Origin of the sequence: Paracoccus sp. NFXS7 (genome assembly GCF_040148865.1) — a bacterium.
Taxonomy (GTDB): Bacteria; Pseudomonadota; Alphaproteobacteria; order Rhodobacterales; family Rhodobacteraceae; genus Paracoccus; species Paracoccus marcusii.
In genome coordinates this window covers 60,899-78,346 of record NZ_JAKEKV010000007.1, presented here as the reverse complement: position 1 = coordinate 78,346, position 17,448 = coordinate 60,899, and the positions used below count along the sequence as shown (strand labels likewise).

Here is a 17,448-nt window from a genome sequence, read left to right as displayed (position 1 = left end):
CGGCGCCTGCCCGCACTGGTGCCGGCAAGGGCGCGAACGGGTTGAACGGGGCGGCATCTCCGCACCCGCATATCTCAATTTGGTGACAGCGCGCGCCGACTGTCAACGGCCCACACGGGGGCGTGACCCTGAATCGGATTTCCGCGCGCTCAGGACAGCGAGAAGCTGTCGCCCAGATAGACCTCGCGCACGCGCGGATCGGCCACGATCTGGTCGGTCGTGCCCGACATCAGCACATGCCCGTCATGCAGGATATAGGCCCGGTCGACGATGCCCAGGGTCTCGCGCACGTTGTGATCGGTGATCAGGACGCCGATCCCGCGCGACTTCAGCGCATGGACCAGGGTTCGGATCTCGCCCACGGCGATTGGATCGACGCCCGCAAAGGGTTCGTCCAGCAGCAGGAAGCCCGGATCGGACGCCAGGCAGCGGGCGATCTCGGCCCGCCTGCGTTCGCCGCCCGACAGGGCCAGCGCCGGCGCCCCGCGCAGATGCGTGATCGAGAAGTCGGCCAGCAGCTCCTCCAGCCGGTCGCGCCTGTGGCGGGGGTCGTCGACCGCCACCTCCAGCACCGCCATGATGTTCTGCTCGACCGTCAGGCCGCGAAAGATCGACATCTCCTGCGGCAGATAGCCGATGCCCATGCGCGCGCGGCGGAACATCGGCAGGCGCGTGACGTCGCGCCCGTCGATCAGCACCTGTCCGGCATCGGCCGTGACCAGCCCCGCGATGCAGTAGAAGCACGTCGTCTTGCCCGACCCGTTCGGGCCCAGCAGCGCCACGACCTCTCCGCGCTGCAGGCTGACGGACACGTCGCGGATCACGGGGCGGTTGCGATAGGACTTGCGCAGGCCGCGCACGTCCAGCCCGGAACGGTCGGTCATCAGTTGGACCCCGGCTGCAGGACGGACCGCACGCGACCCTGGACCTGCGCCGCGCCCGTCGCCAGGTCGACCGTCATGCGCTCTCCGGCCAGCACGTTGCCCCCCTGGGTCAGCAGCACGTCCCCGGTCAGCAGGACCGACCCCGCGGCGACGTCATAGACCGCCTCGGCGGCCTCGGCCGCGTCCTCCCCAGACACCAGGGTCACGTTGCCGGTCGCGGTCAGGCTGTCGATGCGCTGCTGGTCGCCGGATGCGTACTGCACGGCGACGCGGTCTGCCGACAGGCGCATCTCTCCCTGGCCGATGACCACGTTGCCGGTGAACAGCGCGGTGCCGTCGGCCTGGTTGACGTCCAGATTGTCGGCCGACACCTCGACCGGGGCCGAGGTGTCGGCCTGCATCCCCCCGAAGGTGGTCTGCGCCAGGGCGGGCATCGGCGCGGCCAGCGCCAGCGCGATCAGCAGGGGGCGAAGGGTCATCGGGTCCTCGATAGGGCTTCGGGCGGAAAGCGGCCCGGTGTCAGGGTTGGTATATCAGACGCACGCCGTCCGAGAAATTCAAGACTGCGGCCCCGTCGCCCGCCGAATCGCCGGCGGCGGCCCCGGCATCGGCATCGGTCGCAGCAGGGGCCAGCCGCATGCGGCCCGCGGTGATGCGGCCAAAGGGCGCCTGCGCCTCGACCCCGCGGTCGGCCTGAAGGACCGACGTATCGGTCCGCGCGTCGATCTGCGGCGTGTCCAGCTGCCAGCCGCTGCTGGTGGTCATGCGCACGCCGCCCTCCAGCCGCACCAGCCCGTCCAGCAACCCGCCCTGCGGCGCGGTCAGATCGGCACGCAGCCCGTCAGGGCGCAGCCAGTCCAGCGCCACGTCCCCCGCCGCCCCGCCGGACCCGCCCGGCGTGACCCGCGCCGCGCGCAGGGTCAGCTGCGCCCCGTCGCCGGTCACGCCGCTGTATTCGGGCGCGACGATGCGGTTGTCACGCGCCGCGGCCTGAGCATCGACCTCGGCATAGGGAATGCGCGATTCCACGTCAGAGCCCCGGCTGAACAGGAACATCGTCGACAACATCGCCAGCGCCACCAGCGGCAGCAGCACGCGCAGCCAGCGAACGATGCGGGTCCGCGACATGGTCAGACCAGCCCCGCACGCAGGCAGTCGTGGATGTGCAGGATGCCGCGGGGGCGCCCGTCCTCGACCGCGAACAGGCAGGTGATCTTGCGCTCCTGCATCTGCGCCAGGGCGGCCTCGGCCAGGGCGCCGGGCCCGATGGTGCGCGGGGCGGGCGTCATCACGGCGCGCGCGTCCAGGTCCAGCAGGCCCTGCATGTGGCGGCGCAGGTCGCCGTCGGTGATGATCCCCGCCAGCGCACCGTCCCCGTCCACGACCCCGGTCACGCCATAGCCCTTCTGGCTGATCACCAGCAGTGCCTCGGACATGGGGGCATCAAGCCCGACCAGCGGCAGGTCGGTGTGCATCAGGTCGCCCACCTTCGCCAGCAGCGCGCCCAGCTTGCCGCCGGGATGAAAGGTGCGGAAATGTTCGGGCGTGAACCTGCGATGCTCCATCAGCGCGATGGCCAGCGCATCGCCCAAGGCCAGCGTCATCGTGGTCGACGTCGTGGGCACGATCCCGTTGCCGCAGGCCTCCTGGGCGGCGGGCAGCACCAGCCCCAGGTCTGCCTGCCGCATCAGCGTCGATTGCGGCCGCGCCGCAACCCCGATCAGCGGGATCGAGAACCGCCGCGTATGCGCGATCAGATCGGCCAGCTCGGGCGTCTCGCCGCTGTTGGACAGAACCAGCGCCAGGTCGGATTCGGTGACCATGCCCAGATCGCCGTGGCTGGCCTCGGCCGGGTGCACGAACTGCGCGGGCGTCCCGGTGGAGGCGAAGGTCGCCGCGATCTTGCGGCCCACATGGCCCGATTTGCCCATGCCCGACACGACCACCCGGCCGCGCACCGCCAGGATCATCTCGACCGCGCGCGAGAACTCGTGGCCCAGACCCGCCGACAGGGCCTCCAGCCCTGCGATCTCGACCCCGATCACCCGTCGCGCCGTCTCGATGTAATCCGCCACGCCCTGCCCTTCTTCTTTGTCCAAATACCCGTTGCCCGCTCAGTGGCGAAAGATGTCGCCCTCTTCGCCCCAGCCCAGCAGGTCCAGATGGGCACGCGCGGGCAGAAAGTCAAAGCAGGCCTGCGCCAGGCCCAGCCTGTTCTCGCGCTTCAGCCGCTCCTCCAGGGCATCCTTCAGCTTGTGCAGGTGCAATACGTCCGACGCGGCATATTCCAGCTGCGCGTCCGACAGGTCGGCCGCGCCCCAGTCGCTGGTCTGCTGCTGCTTGCTGACATCGACGCCCACCAGCTCCTGCAGCAGGTATTTCAGCCCGTGCCGGTCGGTAAAGGTTCGCACCAGCCGCGAGGCGATCTTGGTGCACCAGACGGGCGAGGTGACCACCCCGAACGCGTTCTCCAGCGCGGCGATGTCGAAACGGCCGAAATGGAACAGCTTGACCACCTTGGGGTCGGTCAGCAGCTTGGTCAGGTTCGGAGCCTCGGTCTGGCCCCGGTCTATCTGGACCAGATGCGCCTCGCCGTCGCCCGACGACAGCTGCACCAGGCACAGCCGGTCACGGCGCGGGTCAAGGCCCATCGTCTCGGTGTCGATAGCCACGACCGGGCCCAGCACCAGATCGTCGGGAAGGTCGTTCGGGTACAGATGGATGCTCATCGCCGGTCCTGCCTGAATTGCGCGCCGCCCGGCCCGTCCCCGGACCCGCGGCTTGGCGCCCCTTCGACCAGAAACCGGCCCGCCAATCCAGCGAAAATCGCGTGACCGGTCAGGCAGGGGGCGTCCAGGCCGGGGGCGCGGGCTCCTCGCGATGCGCAAACCGCATCAGGTGGCTTTCGATCACCGCGCGCAGACGCTCCAGCGCCGCGGCGTCCGGGGCCTCCAGCGCCAGGTGCAGGGATGCCTCCCGCGCCTCGATCCGGGCCTGTCCCATCTCAAAGCTCAGCACAGCTTGGCGGTCGTCGTGGGTCACCGGGATCTTGTGACCGAAATGCTTGGCCATCGTGCCGGTCAGCGCGGCGGCGCGGGCGGTGGGGAAATCGGCAGTCATGCGCATGGGATGTCCTTTCGCGAATGCCCCGCAGCTAGGATGCCAAAGTGATTGAGTCAACAATTCGCCGCGATACTCCGACAAAAAGACCCTGACATTCTTGCGCGGCGCGCACGACGGCGCTAAGCCCGCCCTGCGTGCAGCCAGGATCCAGCCACCACGCGCAACCTTGATCGAAAGGATCGCCATGCGCCGCATCGCATCGCCCGCCCTGTTGGCCACCGCCCTGATGACCGCGCCGGTCGCGGCCCTGGCCCAGGTCACCGTCGATACCGCCCAGGGGCCCGTGACCCTGCAGGACACCCCCGACAGCGTCGCGGTCTATGACATGGCCGCGCTGGACACGATCACCGCCCTGGGCGTGACGCCCACGGGCAGCATCGACAACATCCTGGTCCCCGCCCTGCGCGATGCGGCGGCGGGCGCCACCCCCGTCGGCACCCTGTTCGAACCCGATCTGGAGGCGCTGGCGGGGCTGGCGCCCGACCTGGTGATCGTCGGCGGCCGCTCCTCGACCCAGCTGGCGGCGGTGTCTCAGGTGGCACCGGCGATCGACATGACCTTCGGCCCGGATCTTTTGGCCGATACCCGCGCCCGGATCGACGCCTATGGCGCGCTGTTCGCCAAGACCGCCCAGGCCGAGGAAATGACCGCCACCCTGGACGCCAGGCTGGCCGACCTGCGTGCCGCCGCCGATGGCCAGGGCACCGCGCTGATCGTGATGACCAACGGCCCCAAGATGTCCGCCTATGGCGCCGGGTCGCGCTTTGGCTGGATCTTCGACGCCACCGGGCTGGAGGAGGCCGTGCCGGGGCTGGACGACGCCACCCACGGGCAGGCGATCAGCCATGAATTCATCGCCCAGGCCAATCCCGACTGGCTGCTGGTCGTCGACCGCGGCGCCGCCATCGGCGAGGACGGCCAGGGCGCGATGGAGACGCTGCGCTCGGACCTGGTGGCGGGCACGACCGCCTGGCAGCAGGATCACGTGATCCAGCTGGACCCGGCGGCGACCTATATCTCGGCCGGGGGCTACGGCTCGACCATGGCGGTGCTGGATCAGCTGACCCAGGCCTTCGCGGACTGATGCGCCCCCTGCCCGCCCTGGCATCGGCGCTGGTCGCGCTGATGCTGGCCAGCCTGACGGTCGGCGCTGCCGACATCCGCGTGACGCAGGCGTTCAGCGATCCGCAGGCCCTGCTGGTCCTGCTGGAATCGCGCCTGCCGCGCACGCTGTCGGTGGTGCTGACCGGGGCCGCCCTGTCGGTGGCGGGGGTGCTGATCCAGGCGCTGGTCCGCAACCGCTTCGTCGGCCCCGACACGTCGGGCACGGCCGAGGGCGCGGCGATTGGCCTTCTGGCCATCACCATCCTCTGGCCCGCCAGTCCCCTGTGGCTGCGCATGGTCGCGGCCAGCCTGTCGGCCATGGTCACGACCGCGCTGTTTCTGGCCGTGATCCGCCGCCTGCCCGTGCGCGAGGTGATGCTGGTCCCCATCGCGGGGCTGGTCCTGTCGGGGGTGCTGGGCTCGGTCGTGACCTTCGTGGGCTGGCAGAGCGACCTGATGCAATATGTCGGCACTTGGCTGTTCAGCGGCGAATTCTCGGGCGTAATCTCGGGGCGCTATGAACTGCTGTGGATCGCGGGGGTGGCGGCGGGGCTGGCCTGGTTCTCGGCCGACCGCTTCGCGATCCTTGGCCTGGGCGATCAGGTGGCGACGGGGTTGGGCCTGTCCACGGCGGCGGTGATGCGACTTGGGCTGGCGGTGGTGTCGGTGCTGACCGCGATGGTGGTCACGACGGTGGGGATGATCCCCTTCGTGGGCCTGGTCGTGCCGAACCTGGTGGCGCGGATCATGGGCGACAACCTGCGCGCCTCCCTGCCCGTCGTGGCGCTGGCCGGGGCGGTGCTGGTCCTGGCCTGCGATCTGGCCGGGCGGCTGGTCATCCACCCCTACGAGGTGCCCGCCGGCACCATCCTGGGCGTGCTGGGCGCGGTCCTGTTCCTGTGGCTGCTGCATCGCAGGCCACCGCGGTCGAAGCCCGCCCATGGATAGGCGGTCGGGGCTGATGCTGGGCGCGATGGCGCTGCTGCTGGCGGGGCTGTCGGCGGTCTGGATGCTGCAGGGCATCGGCGGCGGCAACCGCGCCTTTATCCTGGGCCTGCGCGGGACCAAGCTGGCGGCGCTGATCACCGTGGCCACCGCTATCGGCGTCGCCACGATCCTGTTCCAGACCGTCGCCGCGAACCGGGTGCTGACGCCGTCGATCATGGGGTTCGACGCGCTTTACGTGCTGCTGCAGACGGCGCTGGTCGTGGCCTTGGGCGGCGCGGGCCTGACCGGCCTGCCCGCGGGCCCGAAATTCCTGGCCGAGATCGCGGTAATGACCGCCCTGGCAGCCCTGCTGTTCGGCACGCTGCTGCTGCGCGGCGCGCGGGACCTGCCACGAATGATCCTGACCGGGGTGATCCTGGGCGTGCTGTTCCGTTCGCTGTCGGGGTTTCTGGGCCGCATCCTGGACCCCAACGAATTCGCGGTGGTGCAGTCGGTCAGCTTTGCCAGCTTCAACCGGGTCGATGCCACGCTGCTGCCTTGGGCGGCGGCGATTACCGCGGCGGCGGTTCTGGTCGCCTGGCGGCTATCGGCGCGGCTGGACGTGCTGGCGCTTGGGCGCGATCCGGCGGTGTCCCTGGGGCTGGCGCATCGCGCCATGGTGCTGGGCGTGCTGGCGCTGGTCGCGGTGCTGGTCGCGGTCTCGACCGCGCTGGTCGGGCCGGTGGCCTTCTTCGGGCTGATCGTGGCGGGGCTGGCGCATGGACTGATGCGGACCGCGCGCCACGCGGCGCTGCTGCCCGCAGCGGCGCTGTCGGCGGCGATCCTGCTGGTGGGGGGGCAGTGGCTGTTCGAACGCCAGCTGGGCCAGGCCGCCACGCTGTCGGTCGTCGTGGAATTCGCGGGCGGCCTGTTTTTCCTCTATCTGCTGCTGAAGGGGCGCATCCGATGATCCAGATCGAAGGGGTCAGCCACGCGATCGGCGGCACGCCGATCCTGCATGACATCACCACCACCCTGCCCAAGGGGCGGCTGACGGCCCTGATCGGCCCAAACGGGGCGGGGAAATCGACGCTGCTGCGCCTGGTCGGGCGGTTGGAGCCGCTGCAGCAGGGCCGCATCACCGTGGCCGGGCACGACGTGGCCGCGACGCCGACGGACCGGCTGGCCCGCGTCATGGCGATCCTGGGCCAGCAGACCGCCATCGCCAGCCGGTTGCGGCTGGCCGAGCTGGTGGCCTTCGGCCGCTGGCCGCATCACAAGGGGCGCCCGGGTCCGCAGGATCACGCGCTGGTCTGGCTGGCGCTGAAGACCTTTGCCCTGGCCGATCTGGCCGACCGGTTCCTGGACGAGGTGTCGGGCGGGCAGGCGCAGCGCGCGCATATCGCGATGGCCTGGGCGCAGGATACCGACTGGCTGCTTCTGGACGAGCCGCTGAACAACCTGGACATGGCCCATGCCCGCGCCCTGATGGGCCGGCTGCGCGGGCTGGTCGATCAGGGCGGGCGCAGCGTGGCGATGGTCGTGCATGAGATCAATTATGCCGCGGCCTGGGCCGATCACGTGATCGCCATGAAGCACGGCCGAGTGGTCGCCGAAGGCACCCCAGCCGAGGTGCTGACCGAGGCGGTGCTGTCGGACCTCTACAACGCGCCCATCCGCGTCGGCGCGCATCAGGGCCGCCCGCTGGTCCTGCACCACGTCTGACGCGCCGTTGCCGGGCCTGCAGCCCGGCGGAGCCCCGGGGGGCTGCACCCCCCGGACCCCCCGCGCCGGCCACGGATCGCACGGGACGATCCTCACGGCACCGTACCGCGGGGGCGCAGCCCCCGGCGCAAGACGCCCCTTCGATGGGGGCGGCTTGCGCGACCCTGCGGTCAGCGGACGTCCAGACGGATCGGCAGCGTGAACGAATAGATCGGATCGGTCAGCGCTGCAGGGGCTGCGGGACAGCGACCTGCGCGCTGCGCGGCGGTCAGCGCCGCCTGGTCCACATTCGGGCTTCCCGACGATCCGGCGATGCCAACACCCTGGATGGCACCGCTGCGCGAGACCGTCAGCGCCAGATTGACCCGCCCCCCCTGACGAACGTTCCGGGGCAGCGATGCGCGCCGCTGGATGCAGGCCCCGACCTGCGCGCCCCAAAGCGATGCGGCATCGGCCGCAGCCTGCCGTGAGGCCCCGCCGCCCTGGGCATTGCCCGCCGGGCGACTGGTCTCGGCCTGACCGCGCTGCCCGGCGGCCTGTGCCGCCTGCCGGCGTTGCGGTTCGGGCTGACGCTCTGCCGCCGGTTCCGGGTCGCGGCGCGGTTCGGGTTCGGGTTGCGGCTCGGGACGCCGCTGCGGGCGGGTCGAGCTGTCCAGAGCCAGCGCCGTCTGGACCGGAATGTCGGGGGGCGCGAACTGCTGGAAATCGGGTAGGTCCAGCGTCGCCGGGTCGATGGGTTCGACCACCTGATCGGGTTCGGGCTCGGCTTGGGGTTCGGGCTCGGCCTGGGGTTCGGGCTGCGGCTCCTCAGGCAATGGCTCCTCCTCGGCCTCGACTTCGGGACGGGCGTCCAAGCCGGCGGCAGCCTCCGCGCCCTGGGGCATGTCGGCGGCGGGCGGCATGGCGGGGGCAAGGTCGACGAAGACCGCATCGGGCAGGCCCGGCGGGGCGCCCGCATCCGCGCGCCCCATGATCCAGATCCCCGCCCCCACATGCGCCGCCAGCACCAGGACCGAGGCACCCGCCCACAGCCCCCCTTCGCCCAGCATGCGCAGGGCGCGACCGCTCATGGCGCGGCACCCGCGGCAGGCACGGCCGGGACCTCGGGCGGGGCCTGCACGGCGTCCAGCCCCACCAGGGCGATCTTCAGATAACCGGTGTCGCGCAGCGTGTTCATCACCCCCATCAGGTCGCCATAGGCCACCGCACGGTCTGCGCGCAGGAAGATGCGCTGTTCGCGGTCGCCGCCTGTCGCCGCGGTCAGGGCCGCGGCCAGAGCGCCGGGGGCCACGTTGTCATCGCCCACGGCCAGGCTCAGATCGGGCCTGACGCTGACATAGACGGGCTGCTCGGGGCGTTCGGCCTGGGTCGCGTTCGACACCGGCAGATCGACGTTCACGTCGACGGTCGCCAGGGGCGCGGCCACCATGAAGATGATCAGCAGCACCAGCATCACGTCGATGAAGGGCGTGACGTTGATCTCGTGGTTGTCGGCCAGGTCATCGGTGTCGCGGATGCCTCCGGCCATGGCCTAGACCCCCGCCGCAGGGCCGCGGCCGCGAAAGTCCAGATCGCGGCTGACCATCTGCTGGACCCCCGCCGCGGCATGGCCCAGACGCATCCGGTAGCCGGTGACGGCGCGGGCAAAGACGTTGTAGATCACCACGGCGGGGATCGCCGCGACCAGGCCGATGGCGGTGGCCAGCAGCGCCTCGGCGATGCCCGGCGCGACGACGGCCAGGTTGGTCGTCTGCGATTCGGAAATGCCGATAAAGCTGTTCATGATCCCCCAGACGGTGCCGAACAGACCCACGAAGGGGGCGGTCGACCCGATGGTGGCCAGCACCCCCGTGCCCCGTGCCATGCGGCGACCGGCTGCGACCTCGATCCGGTCCAGCTGGGAGGCGACGCGCTCTTTGATGCCGTGATCGCCCGCCTGCGCCAGGGCCGGTTCGGACCGGCGGTATTCCTCGGCGGCAGAGCGGATCATGCGCGACACCGGATCGCGGCGGCGCCCGATCCCGGCTTGGGCGTCCGGCAGGGACGGCGCGGCCTGGATGCGCCGCGTGGCCGACGTGACCCGGCGCGAGGCGGCCCACAGCTCGATCAGCTTCACCAGAAGGATCGTCCAGGTGATGACCGACGCCACCGCCAGCCCGATCATGACCCCCTTCACGACCCAGTCCGCAGCCAGGAACATGCCCATCGGCGACAGGTCATGCGGCAGGCCGGGGTCGCGTTCGGCCACGACCGGCACCGGTTGCGCCGCATCGGCAGGGTCAGCAGGTGTCGCGGTCCGGCCCGGCGCGGCAGGCTGCGCGGGGGACGTGGCTTGCACGCCCGCCGCAGCGTCATCCGGGGTCGCGGCGTCGGGGACGGCCGCAGGCGCCGCGGCGTCGGGCGCAGCCGCCGGTGCGGCCCCGTCGGCGGCGGGTTGCGGGGCGGCAGGAACTGCAGCCTCTGGCTGGCCCTGGGTCGTCGGCACGTCCTGGGCCAGGCCTGCACCGGCCAGCGTCGCGGCGACCAGAAATGCGGCAAGCCCCGCGCGAAGCGGCTGTCTGGGCAGATGGGTCATGGCGGTCCTTGCATCCAGTTGGTGTCGGGCAGGCGGGCGCGAAAGGGCGTCGGGCCTGCGGCGGTCCGGGGGGTTATCGGCCCACCAAGCAAAACTGTCAACTATTGGAAACGCGGTGATGCCTTGTGCCGCCGATGCGGCGAGGCCACAGTCGCGCCATGACATCGCCCCCCCGCATCCCCGCCCTGATCCTTGCCGGAGGCCGCGCGACCCGCATGGGCGGCGGTGACAAGCCCCTGATGGCGCTGGCCGGGCGGCCGATGCTGGCGCATGTGCTGGACCGCCTGCGCCCGCAGGCCGGGCCCCTGGCGCTGAACGCCAACGGCGATCCGGCGCGCTTTGCCCGGTTCGGTCTGCCCGTGCTGCCCGACAGTCTGCCTGACCGCCCCGGGCCGTTGGCGGGGGTGCTGGTGGCGATGGATTGGGCGCAGGACCTGGGGGCCGCGCATGTGCTGACCGTGCCGGGCGATTCGCCATTTCTGCCATCAGACCTAGTGGCGCGGCTGTGGGCGGCGCGGGGGCCCATGGGGCTTGCGCTGGCGGCGGGCGACGATCCGCAGGGGCCGCGCGATCATCCGACCTTCGGGCTGTGGCCCGTGGCGCTGCGCGACGATCTGGCCGCGACGCTGGTCGCGGACCAGCGCCGCGTCCGCCGCTTTGCCGAACGCCATCAGCCGGGGCGTGCGGTCTGGCCGGACGCGGTCTTTGCCAACATCAACACCCCCGCCGACCTGGCCCTGGCCGAGGCGCGTCTTGCCGCGCTTTGACCGGATCGTGGTCCTGGACTGGTCGGCGGCGGGACGCCCGACACGAGGGGCCGATTCGATCTGGATCGGCGACGACCGCGGCCTGCTGGCCAACCCGCCGACCCGGATGCAGGCCCACCACCTGCTGCAGGAATTGGCCGAACCGGGAACGCGGCTGCTGATCGGGGCGGATTTCGCCTTTGGCCATCCGTCGGGGCTGGCGCACCAGATCACCGGACGGGCCGACGCGCTGACGCTGTGGGACCACCTGGACGCGCAGCACAGCGACGACGCGCGCAACTGCAGCAACTATCGTGACGTGGCGGCGGGGCTGAACCGGGCGCTGGATGCGCCGGTCTTCTGGGGGGACGGGCGGCAGCTGCCCACGCCGGACCTGCCGCGGCTGAGGCCCCCGCCCCATCCCGACCTGAAACCGCACCGCGTGACGGAAACCCCGGCCCCCGGAGGCCCGCGCCCAAAATCGCCCTTTCAACTGGCCGGCGCGGGTGCGGTCGGCGCGCAGAGCCTGACGGGCATCCCCTGGCTGAACCGCCTGCGCCAGCGGGCGGGCACGGCGGTCTGGCCGTTCCAGCCATGGCAGGACGCGGAACTGGTGCTGGCCGAGGTCTATCCCTCGATGCTGGGGCGGCTGGATGTTGCGGGCTGGCCCTGCCTGGATGCGGCGCAGGTGGGGCTGCTGGCCCGCACGTTGCGCGCGCTGGACGACCGCGACGCACTGGTGCCGATGCTGACCCCCGACCCCCGCATCACCGATCTGGCGGCCGAAGGGCAGATCCTGGGGTTCGGCCATGACGCGGCCCTGCGCGCGGCGATGCCCCGGACGGGCAACGGGCCGATGCTCTAGGCCGGCGGCGCGGTGGACCGGCCGACGACCAGTTCGGCCTCCAGCAGCTCCTGCACCGGATCACCGGGTCCGCCGGTGATCCGGTCGATCAGCAGCGCCGCACAGCGCGCCCCTGCCACCCGCACCGGCGACCGCATGGCGCTGAACACCGGCACCGCATCGCGGTTCGCGTAATAGGACAGGTCGTCATCGAAGGTCAGCACCGACACGTCGCGGCCCAGGACCAGCCCCCGCTCCTCGATCGCCTGGCGCACGCCGGTTGCGATCATCGTGGCCGCGCACAGGAACGCGGTCGGCGCCTCGGAGCCCGCCAGCAGGGCGCGGGCCTGGGCATAGCCATAGGCGGCCGTCATCTCTCCGGTGGTCATCAGCGCGGGCCGCGGCGCATGGCCCGCATCGCGCAGCGCGCGCAGGTATCCGTCGCGGCGGCGGCGCGCGAAATCCAGCCGTTCGTCCCCGTTCAGCAGCGCGATGCGCAGATGACCAAGCTGCAGCAGGAACCCCGTCCCGCGTTCAAAGGCCCGCAGGTTGTTCACGTCCACCCAGCTGTAGGGACCGTCATGCCCGGTCACCCGCCCATGCACGACATAAGGCAGTCCGATCCGATCCAGCAGCGCGGGGCGCGGGTCGTCATGGCGCGGGAACTGCACGATCACGCCCCCGATCAGACCTTTGGACGACAGCGCGCGATAGGCGTCGGGCTGATCCTCCTCGGGGACGACGGTCAGGTTGATTTCGAACCGGCGGCGGGCGCATTCCTCGCCGACCCCGGCCAGGAAATCGGCATAGATCGGGTTCACGATCTCGTTCCGGCCGCCGATGGGGATCACGCAGCCGATGGTGCTGGCATGGCCCATCGCCAGAAAGCGCGCATGGGCGTTGGGCTGATAGCCGTGCTGGCGGGCGGCGGCGACAAGGCGGGCGCGGGTCGCCTCGTTCACCTCGGGGTGGCCGTTCAGGGCACGGCTGACCGTGGTCGCGGACATGCCCACCAGCTTGGCGAAATCCTTGAGCTTCATCGTCTGCACGGGCCATCGGGCTGCGGCGCGGTGTCGCGCCGGGATGCGGGGGCCCTATCCATGGCGCGAACGCGCGCCCATGGCAACCGCCGCGCCACCCTGCACGTTGACAAACGCGCACAACGCGCCAACCTGCACCCCGCGCCCCAGCAGAAAGCCCTGCCCATGCCGAACCGCACCCTTGCCCTTCTGGTCCTGCTGGCGGCGGTGGCCTTTGCCGTCTCTCCGCTGCTGTTCCCGGGCTTTGCGGGCTACGACCCCGACCGCTTTCCGATTCCCCAGCCGGACCCGCCGATCCAGCCTGCGGGTTGGGCCTTCTCGATCTGGGGCCTGATCTATCTGTGGCTGATCGCCGGCGCCGCCTTCGGCCTGTGGCGCCGTGCCGACGACGAGGGCTGGCTGCCGCTGCGGGCGCCGCTGCTGGTCAGCCTGGTCATCGGTTTCTTCTGGTTGCCGGTGGCGCAGCGCCTGCCGGGGCTGGCCACGCTGATGATCATCGCGATGCTGGTCAGTGCCATCGTCGCGATGATCTGGGCCGGTCGCCGCGACCGCTGGCTGGAGGGGCGGCCCATCGCGCTTTACGCGGGCTGGTTGACGGCGGCGTCGGGCGTGTCGGTGGGGATCTGGCTGGGCGGTCACGGCTGGCTGTCGGCCCAGACCGCCGCGATCCTGTGCCTGGTCGCCGTCAGCGCGCTGGCGCTGGCGGTCCAGTCGCTGCGCCCGCGCGAATGGGCCTATTCCGCGGCGGTGATCTGGGCGCTGGCCGGGATCGTCGTCGCCAATTGGGGCGCCGGAAACTGGCCCGTGATCCTGATCGCGACCCTTGGTGCCGCGGCGCTGGCGGGTCGCCTTGCCACCGCCCGATGAGTTGACCCGCACCCAAGGAGAAAGCCCATGAGACGCCGCCTTTTCCTGTCCCTTGCCACCGCCCTGCCCGCCCTGGGCCTGACCCGCGCGCGGGCAGAGGACGTGCCGCATTTCACCTTTCCGTCCGTCGACGGGGGCAGCTATGACACCGCGCAGTGGCGCGGCAGCCCGGTCCTGGTCGTCAACACCGCGTCGATGTGCGGCTTTGCGGGCCAGCTGGCCGACATGCAGGCGCTGCACGATGCCTATGCCCCACGCGGTCTGGTGGTGCTGGCCGTGCCGTCGGACGATTTCAACCAAGAACTGGCCAGCGGGGCCGAGGCCAAGGAATATTGCGAGCTGCAATACGGGCTGACCCTGCCGATGACCGACATCCTGCACGTGGCCAAGGGGGACGTGCACCCGTTCTATGCCTGGGCGCGGGCGCAGACGGGGTTCGTGCCGCAGTGGAACTTCAACAAGGTGCTGCTGGACCCGCAGGGCCGCATCGCGGGCACCTGGGGGTCGTTCGTCAAGCCGGGCGGGCGTCAGATCATGGGCGCCGCGTCGCCCTATCTGACCTGATCACCACGGCACCCGCGCGCCCTTCCAGTCCCAGAAGCTGCCGGTATCGTCGGTCGTCAGCCCGTCGATCACCGCCAGCAACGCCTCGGCGCTGCGGTCGGGGGTGATGGTCGGATAGCGGGAGGCGTATTTCGCGGTCAGCGGCGTCTGGACCGTGCCCGGATGCAGCGCAACCAGGATCGCGTGACGGTTCCGGCGGCGGTATTCGATGGATGCGGTGCGGATGATCTGGTTCTGCGCCGCCTTGGCTGCGCGATAGCCGATCCAGCCGCCCAGATCGTTATCGCCGATCGAGCCCACGCGCGCCGACAGCGACGCGAACACCGCACGCCTGTCCCGCGCCAGCAGCGGACCAAAGGCCTGGATCGCCAGCGCGACCCCGGTGGCGTTCAGCGCGAACTGTCGTGCCATGGCGTCCGCATCGACCGCGTCCAGCGACTTTTCCGGCTGGTGCCCGTCGATGACCAGCGCGCCAGTCGTGTTCACGATCAGGTCAAAGGACTGCCCCGCCAGCCGCGCGGCGTGATCCGCGACCGTGTCGGGCCGCGTCAGGTCCATCCCGTCGGCGGATCGCGACAGGCCCGTGACCTGCGACCCCTGCGCCTCCAGCCGCGCGGACAGCGCCCGCCCGATGCCGCCCGTCGCCCCCAGGATCAGCGCGCGCGTCACGATTTCACCTCCTCATAGGCCGTCAGGGCGCGGGCGCGGCCCTCGGCCAGCGAGATCCGCGGCATAGCGCGTTTCGTCAGGTCCAGGTCCCAGGCCCGCGGGATGGCCGCCGCGAATTCCCGCGCGCCGGGCGCGTCGGGGCGCATCCAGTGGTCCTGGTACTGGCTCTTGCCGTCGAACTTCTCGGCCTGCGTCTCCGGATTAAAGATCCGGAAATAGGGCGAGGCATCCGGCCCGCAGCCCGCCACCCATTGCCAGTTCATGGCGTTCGACGCAGCGTCCCAATCGGCCAGGCAATGTTCGAACCACGCAAGCCCCACGCGCCAGTCGGTCAGCAGATGTTTCGTCAGATAGCTGGCGGTGATCATCCGCACGCGGTTGTGCATCCGCCCCGTGACGTACAGCTCTCTCATCCCGGCATCGACGATGGGCACGCCGGTGCGGCCCCGCCGCCAGGCCTCGGCGTCGTCATTGTCGGCGCGCCAGGGAAAGTCGTTCCACTCCTTGCGCCAGCAGCTGCGGTCCATATCGGGCGTCTCGAACATCAGCTCGCGCGCGAACTCGCGCCAGCAGACCTCGGACAGGAACGGCTCGATCCCCGGAATGCCCTGCTCGAACTCTCCGCGGCAGCGCGACCAGATGCGCCGGGCGCTGATCTCTCCGACGGCCAGCGCATCGGACAGGCCCGACGTGGCCTGGGGACGCCAGGGATGGTTGCGGTCCTGCTTGTAGCCTGCGACGTCGCCCGACATGAACTCCTCCAGCCGGGCATGGGCCTCCTCCTCTCCGGCGCGGACATGGGCGGCCATGACATCCCAGCCCCGGTCCATCGCGGCGCGGGCCTCGGGCCAGTCGGTGCCGTCGCTGTCGGGCCAGGCATCGGGTGCGGACAGCGACGGGGGCGCCAGGGGCGGCGCGATGTCCACTTGGCGCACTGCCTTCCAGAACGGAGAGAAGACCTTGTAGACCCCGCCCGACCCGGTCAGCACGGACCCCCGCGGCACCAGGTCGGCCAGGTCGTGCAGATGCAGCCGCGCCCCGCCGCGTTCGACCACCTCTGCCAGCCTGTCGTCTGAGGCGAAGGGAAACCCCACCGTGGTGTGCACCGCATCGGCCCCGGTTTCCTGCAGGACCTGTTCCAGCACCTTGGCCGGATCACCCCGCCGCACGATCAGCCGGCTGCCGATCTTGCGCAGCGCGCGGTCCAGCGGCGCCAGCGCCATCGCTTGGCGCTGCGCGCTGGCGGGCCGGTCGCTTGCCTCGCGCGGGTCCAGGATCACCAGCGGGATCACCGCCCCCGCGGCGGCGGCCGCGACCAGCGCCGGGTGGTCGTCCAGCCGCAGAACCCGCCTGAACCAACAGATGACCGTCATCGCATTCTCCCTTGATGCCCGGATGATCACGCGCCAGCGGCGATATGGTTTCATCGCCCGTGCCGCGTGCAAAGAAAACGCGCGGCATTGTCACACCGGGCCGGGGTGGTATAGCTGAAACCCCGCCCGCCCATAAGGCCCACAGCCCTTGTCCGATCCCAGCTTTCCCCCCGGCTTCGTCTCGCTTGTCTCGGCGGGTCCGGGCGATCCCGACCTGCTGACGCTGAAGGCCGCGCGCAGGCTGGCCCATGCCGACGTAGTGCTGTTCGACGACCTGGCATCTGGGCCGGTGCTGGACCATGCGGGTCCGCAGGCCGACCTGATCGCCGTGGGCAAGCGCGCGGGTCGCCCGTCGGCCAAGCAGGACGCCGTGAACGCACTGATCGTGCAGCATGCGCAGGCCGGGCGCCGCGTCGTGCGCCTGAAGTCGGGCGACAGCGGCATCTTCGGCCGGCTGGAGGAGGAGCTGGTGGCCCTGACCGCCGCCGGCATCCCGTGGGAGATCGTGCCCGGCGTCACCTCGGCCAGTGCCGCGGCGGCGGCGATGGGCATGCCGCTGACCCGGCGCCTGACCGCGCGGCGGGTGCAGTTCGTGACCGGTGCCGACATCACCGGCCAGCTGCCCGGCGACATCAACTGGGCCGCGCTGGCCGACCCGCTGACCACGACCGTGGTGTTCATGGGCCAGCGTAGCTTTCCCAAGATGGCACAGGGGCTGATCGACCACGGCCTGCCCCCCGAAACCCCCGCCCTGCTGGCCGAGGCCGTTGGCCATCCCGGCCAGCGCCTGCTGCCCGGAACGGTGTCGTCGCTGGCCGATCTTCTGTCGCGCGACGGGCCGGCCAGCCAGCCGGGGCTGATCCTCTATGGGCCGCTGGCGCTGCCCGCCTGAGGGTTCCCGCCCTGGCGCGGGCCTTTGCCTAAAATGCACGTCAAGCAAGACTGGCCAGGCGGCGCGGTTAAGACCATCTTAACACCTGCCCCCTGTTCCCGGCGCCGATGGCCGG

Annotated in this window: 21 protein-coding genes; 9 read left to right on the top strand and 12 right to left on the bottom strand. The window is 71.0% G+C overall.

Annotated features, from left to right (window positions below; translation table 11 throughout):
• Positions 1–149 precede the first annotated feature (149 nt).
• The 6 genes from lptB to LZ686_RS12605 form a co-directional block, all read right to left on the bottom strand.
• Positions 150–884, bottom strand: coding sequence for an LPS export ABC transporter ATP-binding protein (gene lptB, locus LZ686_RS12630; protein ID WP_127897355.1), 735 nt, complete (start codon positions 882–884; stop codon positions 150–152).
• Positions 884–1,363 (bottom strand): lipopolysaccharide transport periplasmic protein LptA, encoded by a 480-nt coding sequence (gene lptA / locus LZ686_RS12625; RefSeq protein ID WP_349548032.1) that lies wholly within the window; start codon positions 1,361–1,363, stop codon positions 884–886. Before lptA ends, lptB begins: the two co-directional genes overlap by 1 nt.
• A 40-nt stretch (positions 1,364–1,403) precedes the next feature.
• Entirely contained in the window at positions 1,404–2,012 is a 609-nt protein-coding gene (locus LZ686_RS12620) for a hypothetical protein (RefSeq protein ID WP_349548031.1), read from the bottom strand.
• Between the two features lie 2 nt (positions 2,013–2,014).
• Positions 2,015–2,959 (bottom strand): KpsF/GutQ family sugar-phosphate isomerase, encoded by a 945-nt coding sequence (locus LZ686_RS12615; protein WP_304615118.1) that lies wholly within the window; start codon positions 2,957–2,959, stop codon positions 2,015–2,017.
• A gap of 39 nt (positions 2,960–2,998) precedes the next feature.
• On the bottom strand, positions 2,999–3,613 hold the full coding sequence (locus LZ686_RS12610) for a ribonuclease D (protein ID WP_127897359.1): 615 nt from the start codon (positions 3,611–3,613) through the stop codon (positions 2,999–3,001).
• Between the two features lie 109 nt (positions 3,614–3,722).
• Complete coding sequence (locus LZ686_RS12605; RefSeq protein ID WP_349548030.1) at positions 3,723–4,010, bottom strand: DUF2218 domain-containing protein; 288 nt, start codon at positions 4,008–4,010, stop codon at positions 3,723–3,725.
• Between the two features lie 181 nt (positions 4,011–4,191).
• Here LZ686_RS12605 and LZ686_RS12600 point away from each other — a divergent pair, with 181 nt between their 5' ends.
• The 4 genes from LZ686_RS12600 to LZ686_RS12585 are packed head-to-tail and all read left to right on the top strand — an operon-like array spanning position 4,192 to position 7,763.
• Entirely contained in the window at positions 4,192–5,091 is a 900-nt protein-coding gene (locus LZ686_RS12600; RefSeq protein ID WP_349548029.1) for a siderophore ABC transporter substrate-binding protein, read from the top strand.
• Positions 5,091–6,059 (top strand): ABC transporter permease, encoded by a 969-nt coding sequence (locus LZ686_RS12595; RefSeq protein WP_349548028.1) that lies wholly within the window; start codon positions 5,091–5,093, stop codon positions 6,057–6,059. Before LZ686_RS12600 ends, LZ686_RS12595 begins: the two co-directional genes overlap by 1 nt.
• Positions 6,052–7,008 (top strand): iron chelate uptake ABC transporter family permease subunit, encoded by a 957-nt coding sequence (locus LZ686_RS12590; protein ID WP_347917426.1) that lies wholly within the window; start codon positions 6,052–6,054, stop codon positions 7,006–7,008. Before LZ686_RS12595 ends, LZ686_RS12590 begins: the two co-directional genes overlap by 8 nt.
• Positions 7,005–7,763: an iron ABC transporter ATP-binding protein gene (locus tag LZ686_RS12585; protein WP_349548027.1), complete on the top strand. Its 759-nt coding sequence runs from the start codon at positions 7,005–7,007 to the stop codon at positions 7,761–7,763. Before LZ686_RS12590 ends, LZ686_RS12585 begins: the two co-directional genes overlap by 4 nt.
• Positions 7,764–7,933: 170 nt before the next feature.
• Here the strand turns inward: LZ686_RS12585 and LZ686_RS12580 are convergent, their stop codons facing one another.
• The 3 genes from LZ686_RS12580 to exbB are packed head-to-tail and all read right to left on the bottom strand — an operon-like array spanning position 7,934 to position 10,338.
• Positions 7,934–8,833, bottom strand: a complete 900-nt coding sequence (locus tag LZ686_RS12580; RefSeq protein WP_349548026.1) for an energy transducer TonB family protein — start codon at positions 8,831–8,833, stop codon at positions 7,934–7,936.
• Positions 8,830–9,291 (bottom strand): TonB system transport protein ExbD, encoded by a 462-nt coding sequence (exbD, locus tag LZ686_RS12575; RefSeq protein ID WP_127897366.1) that lies wholly within the window; start codon positions 9,289–9,291, stop codon positions 8,830–8,832. Before exbD ends, LZ686_RS12580 begins: the two co-directional genes overlap by 4 nt.
• A gap of 3 nt (positions 9,292–9,294) precedes the next feature.
• Entirely contained in the window at positions 9,295–10,338 is a 1,044-nt protein-coding gene (exbB, locus tag LZ686_RS12570) for a tonB-system energizer ExbB (RefSeq protein WP_349548025.1), read from the bottom strand.
• 158 nt (positions 10,339–10,496) lie between these two features.
• Here exbB and mobA point away from each other — a divergent pair, with 158 nt between their 5' ends.
• Together mobA and LZ686_RS12560 are read left to right on the top strand one after the other, a co-directional pair.
• Positions 10,497–11,105 (top strand): molybdenum cofactor guanylyltransferase MobA, encoded by a 609-nt coding sequence (gene mobA / locus LZ686_RS12565; RefSeq protein ID WP_349548024.1) that lies wholly within the window; start codon positions 10,497–10,499, stop codon positions 11,103–11,105.
• A complete protein-coding gene (locus LZ686_RS12560; RefSeq protein ID WP_349548023.1) occupies positions 11,092–11,949 on the top strand; it encodes a hypothetical protein in 858 nt (285 codons plus the stop codon). The genes mobA and LZ686_RS12560 overlap by 14 nt, the downstream gene beginning before the upstream one ends.
• Here LZ686_RS12560 and LZ686_RS12555 read toward each other — a convergent pair.
• Positions 11,946–12,968, bottom strand: coding sequence for a LacI family DNA-binding transcriptional regulator (locus LZ686_RS12555; protein ID WP_349548130.1), 1,023 nt, complete (start codon positions 12,966–12,968; stop codon positions 11,946–11,948). The two genes, LZ686_RS12560 and LZ686_RS12555, sit on opposite strands and share 4 nt — an antisense overlap.
• 60 nt (positions 12,969–13,028) lie before the next feature.
• Between LZ686_RS12555 and LZ686_RS12550 the strand changes: the two genes are divergently transcribed.
• Entirely contained in the window at positions 13,029–13,835 is an 807-nt protein-coding gene (locus LZ686_RS12550; RefSeq protein ID WP_349548022.1) for a TspO-related membrane protein, read from the top strand.
• A 27-nt stretch (positions 13,836–13,862) separates the two neighbouring features.
• The gene (locus LZ686_RS12545) at positions 13,863–14,399 is read left to right on the top strand and encodes a glutathione peroxidase (protein ID WP_046001215.1); all 537 of its coding nucleotides are present in this window, start codon (positions 13,863–13,865) and stop codon (positions 14,397–14,399) included.
• Here the strand turns inward: LZ686_RS12545 and LZ686_RS12540 are convergent, their stop codons facing one another.
• Positions 14,400–15,068 (bottom strand): SDR family NAD(P)-dependent oxidoreductase, encoded by a 669-nt coding sequence (locus LZ686_RS12540; RefSeq protein WP_349548021.1) that lies wholly within the window; start codon positions 15,066–15,068, stop codon positions 14,400–14,402.
• Complete coding sequence (locus tag LZ686_RS12535; RefSeq protein ID WP_349548020.1) at positions 15,065–16,441, bottom strand: cryptochrome/photolyase family protein; 1,377 nt, start codon at positions 16,439–16,441, stop codon at positions 15,065–15,067. Before LZ686_RS12535 ends, LZ686_RS12540 begins: the two co-directional genes overlap by 4 nt.
• Positions 16,442–16,589: 148 nt before the next feature.
• Here LZ686_RS12535 and cobA point away from each other — a divergent pair, with 148 nt between their 5' ends.
• Positions 16,590–17,333, top strand: a complete 744-nt coding sequence (gene cobA / locus LZ686_RS12530) for a uroporphyrinogen-III C-methyltransferase (RefSeq protein WP_217845329.1) — start codon at positions 16,590–16,592, stop codon at positions 17,331–17,333.
• Positions 17,334–17,448: the final 115 nt, after the last annotated feature.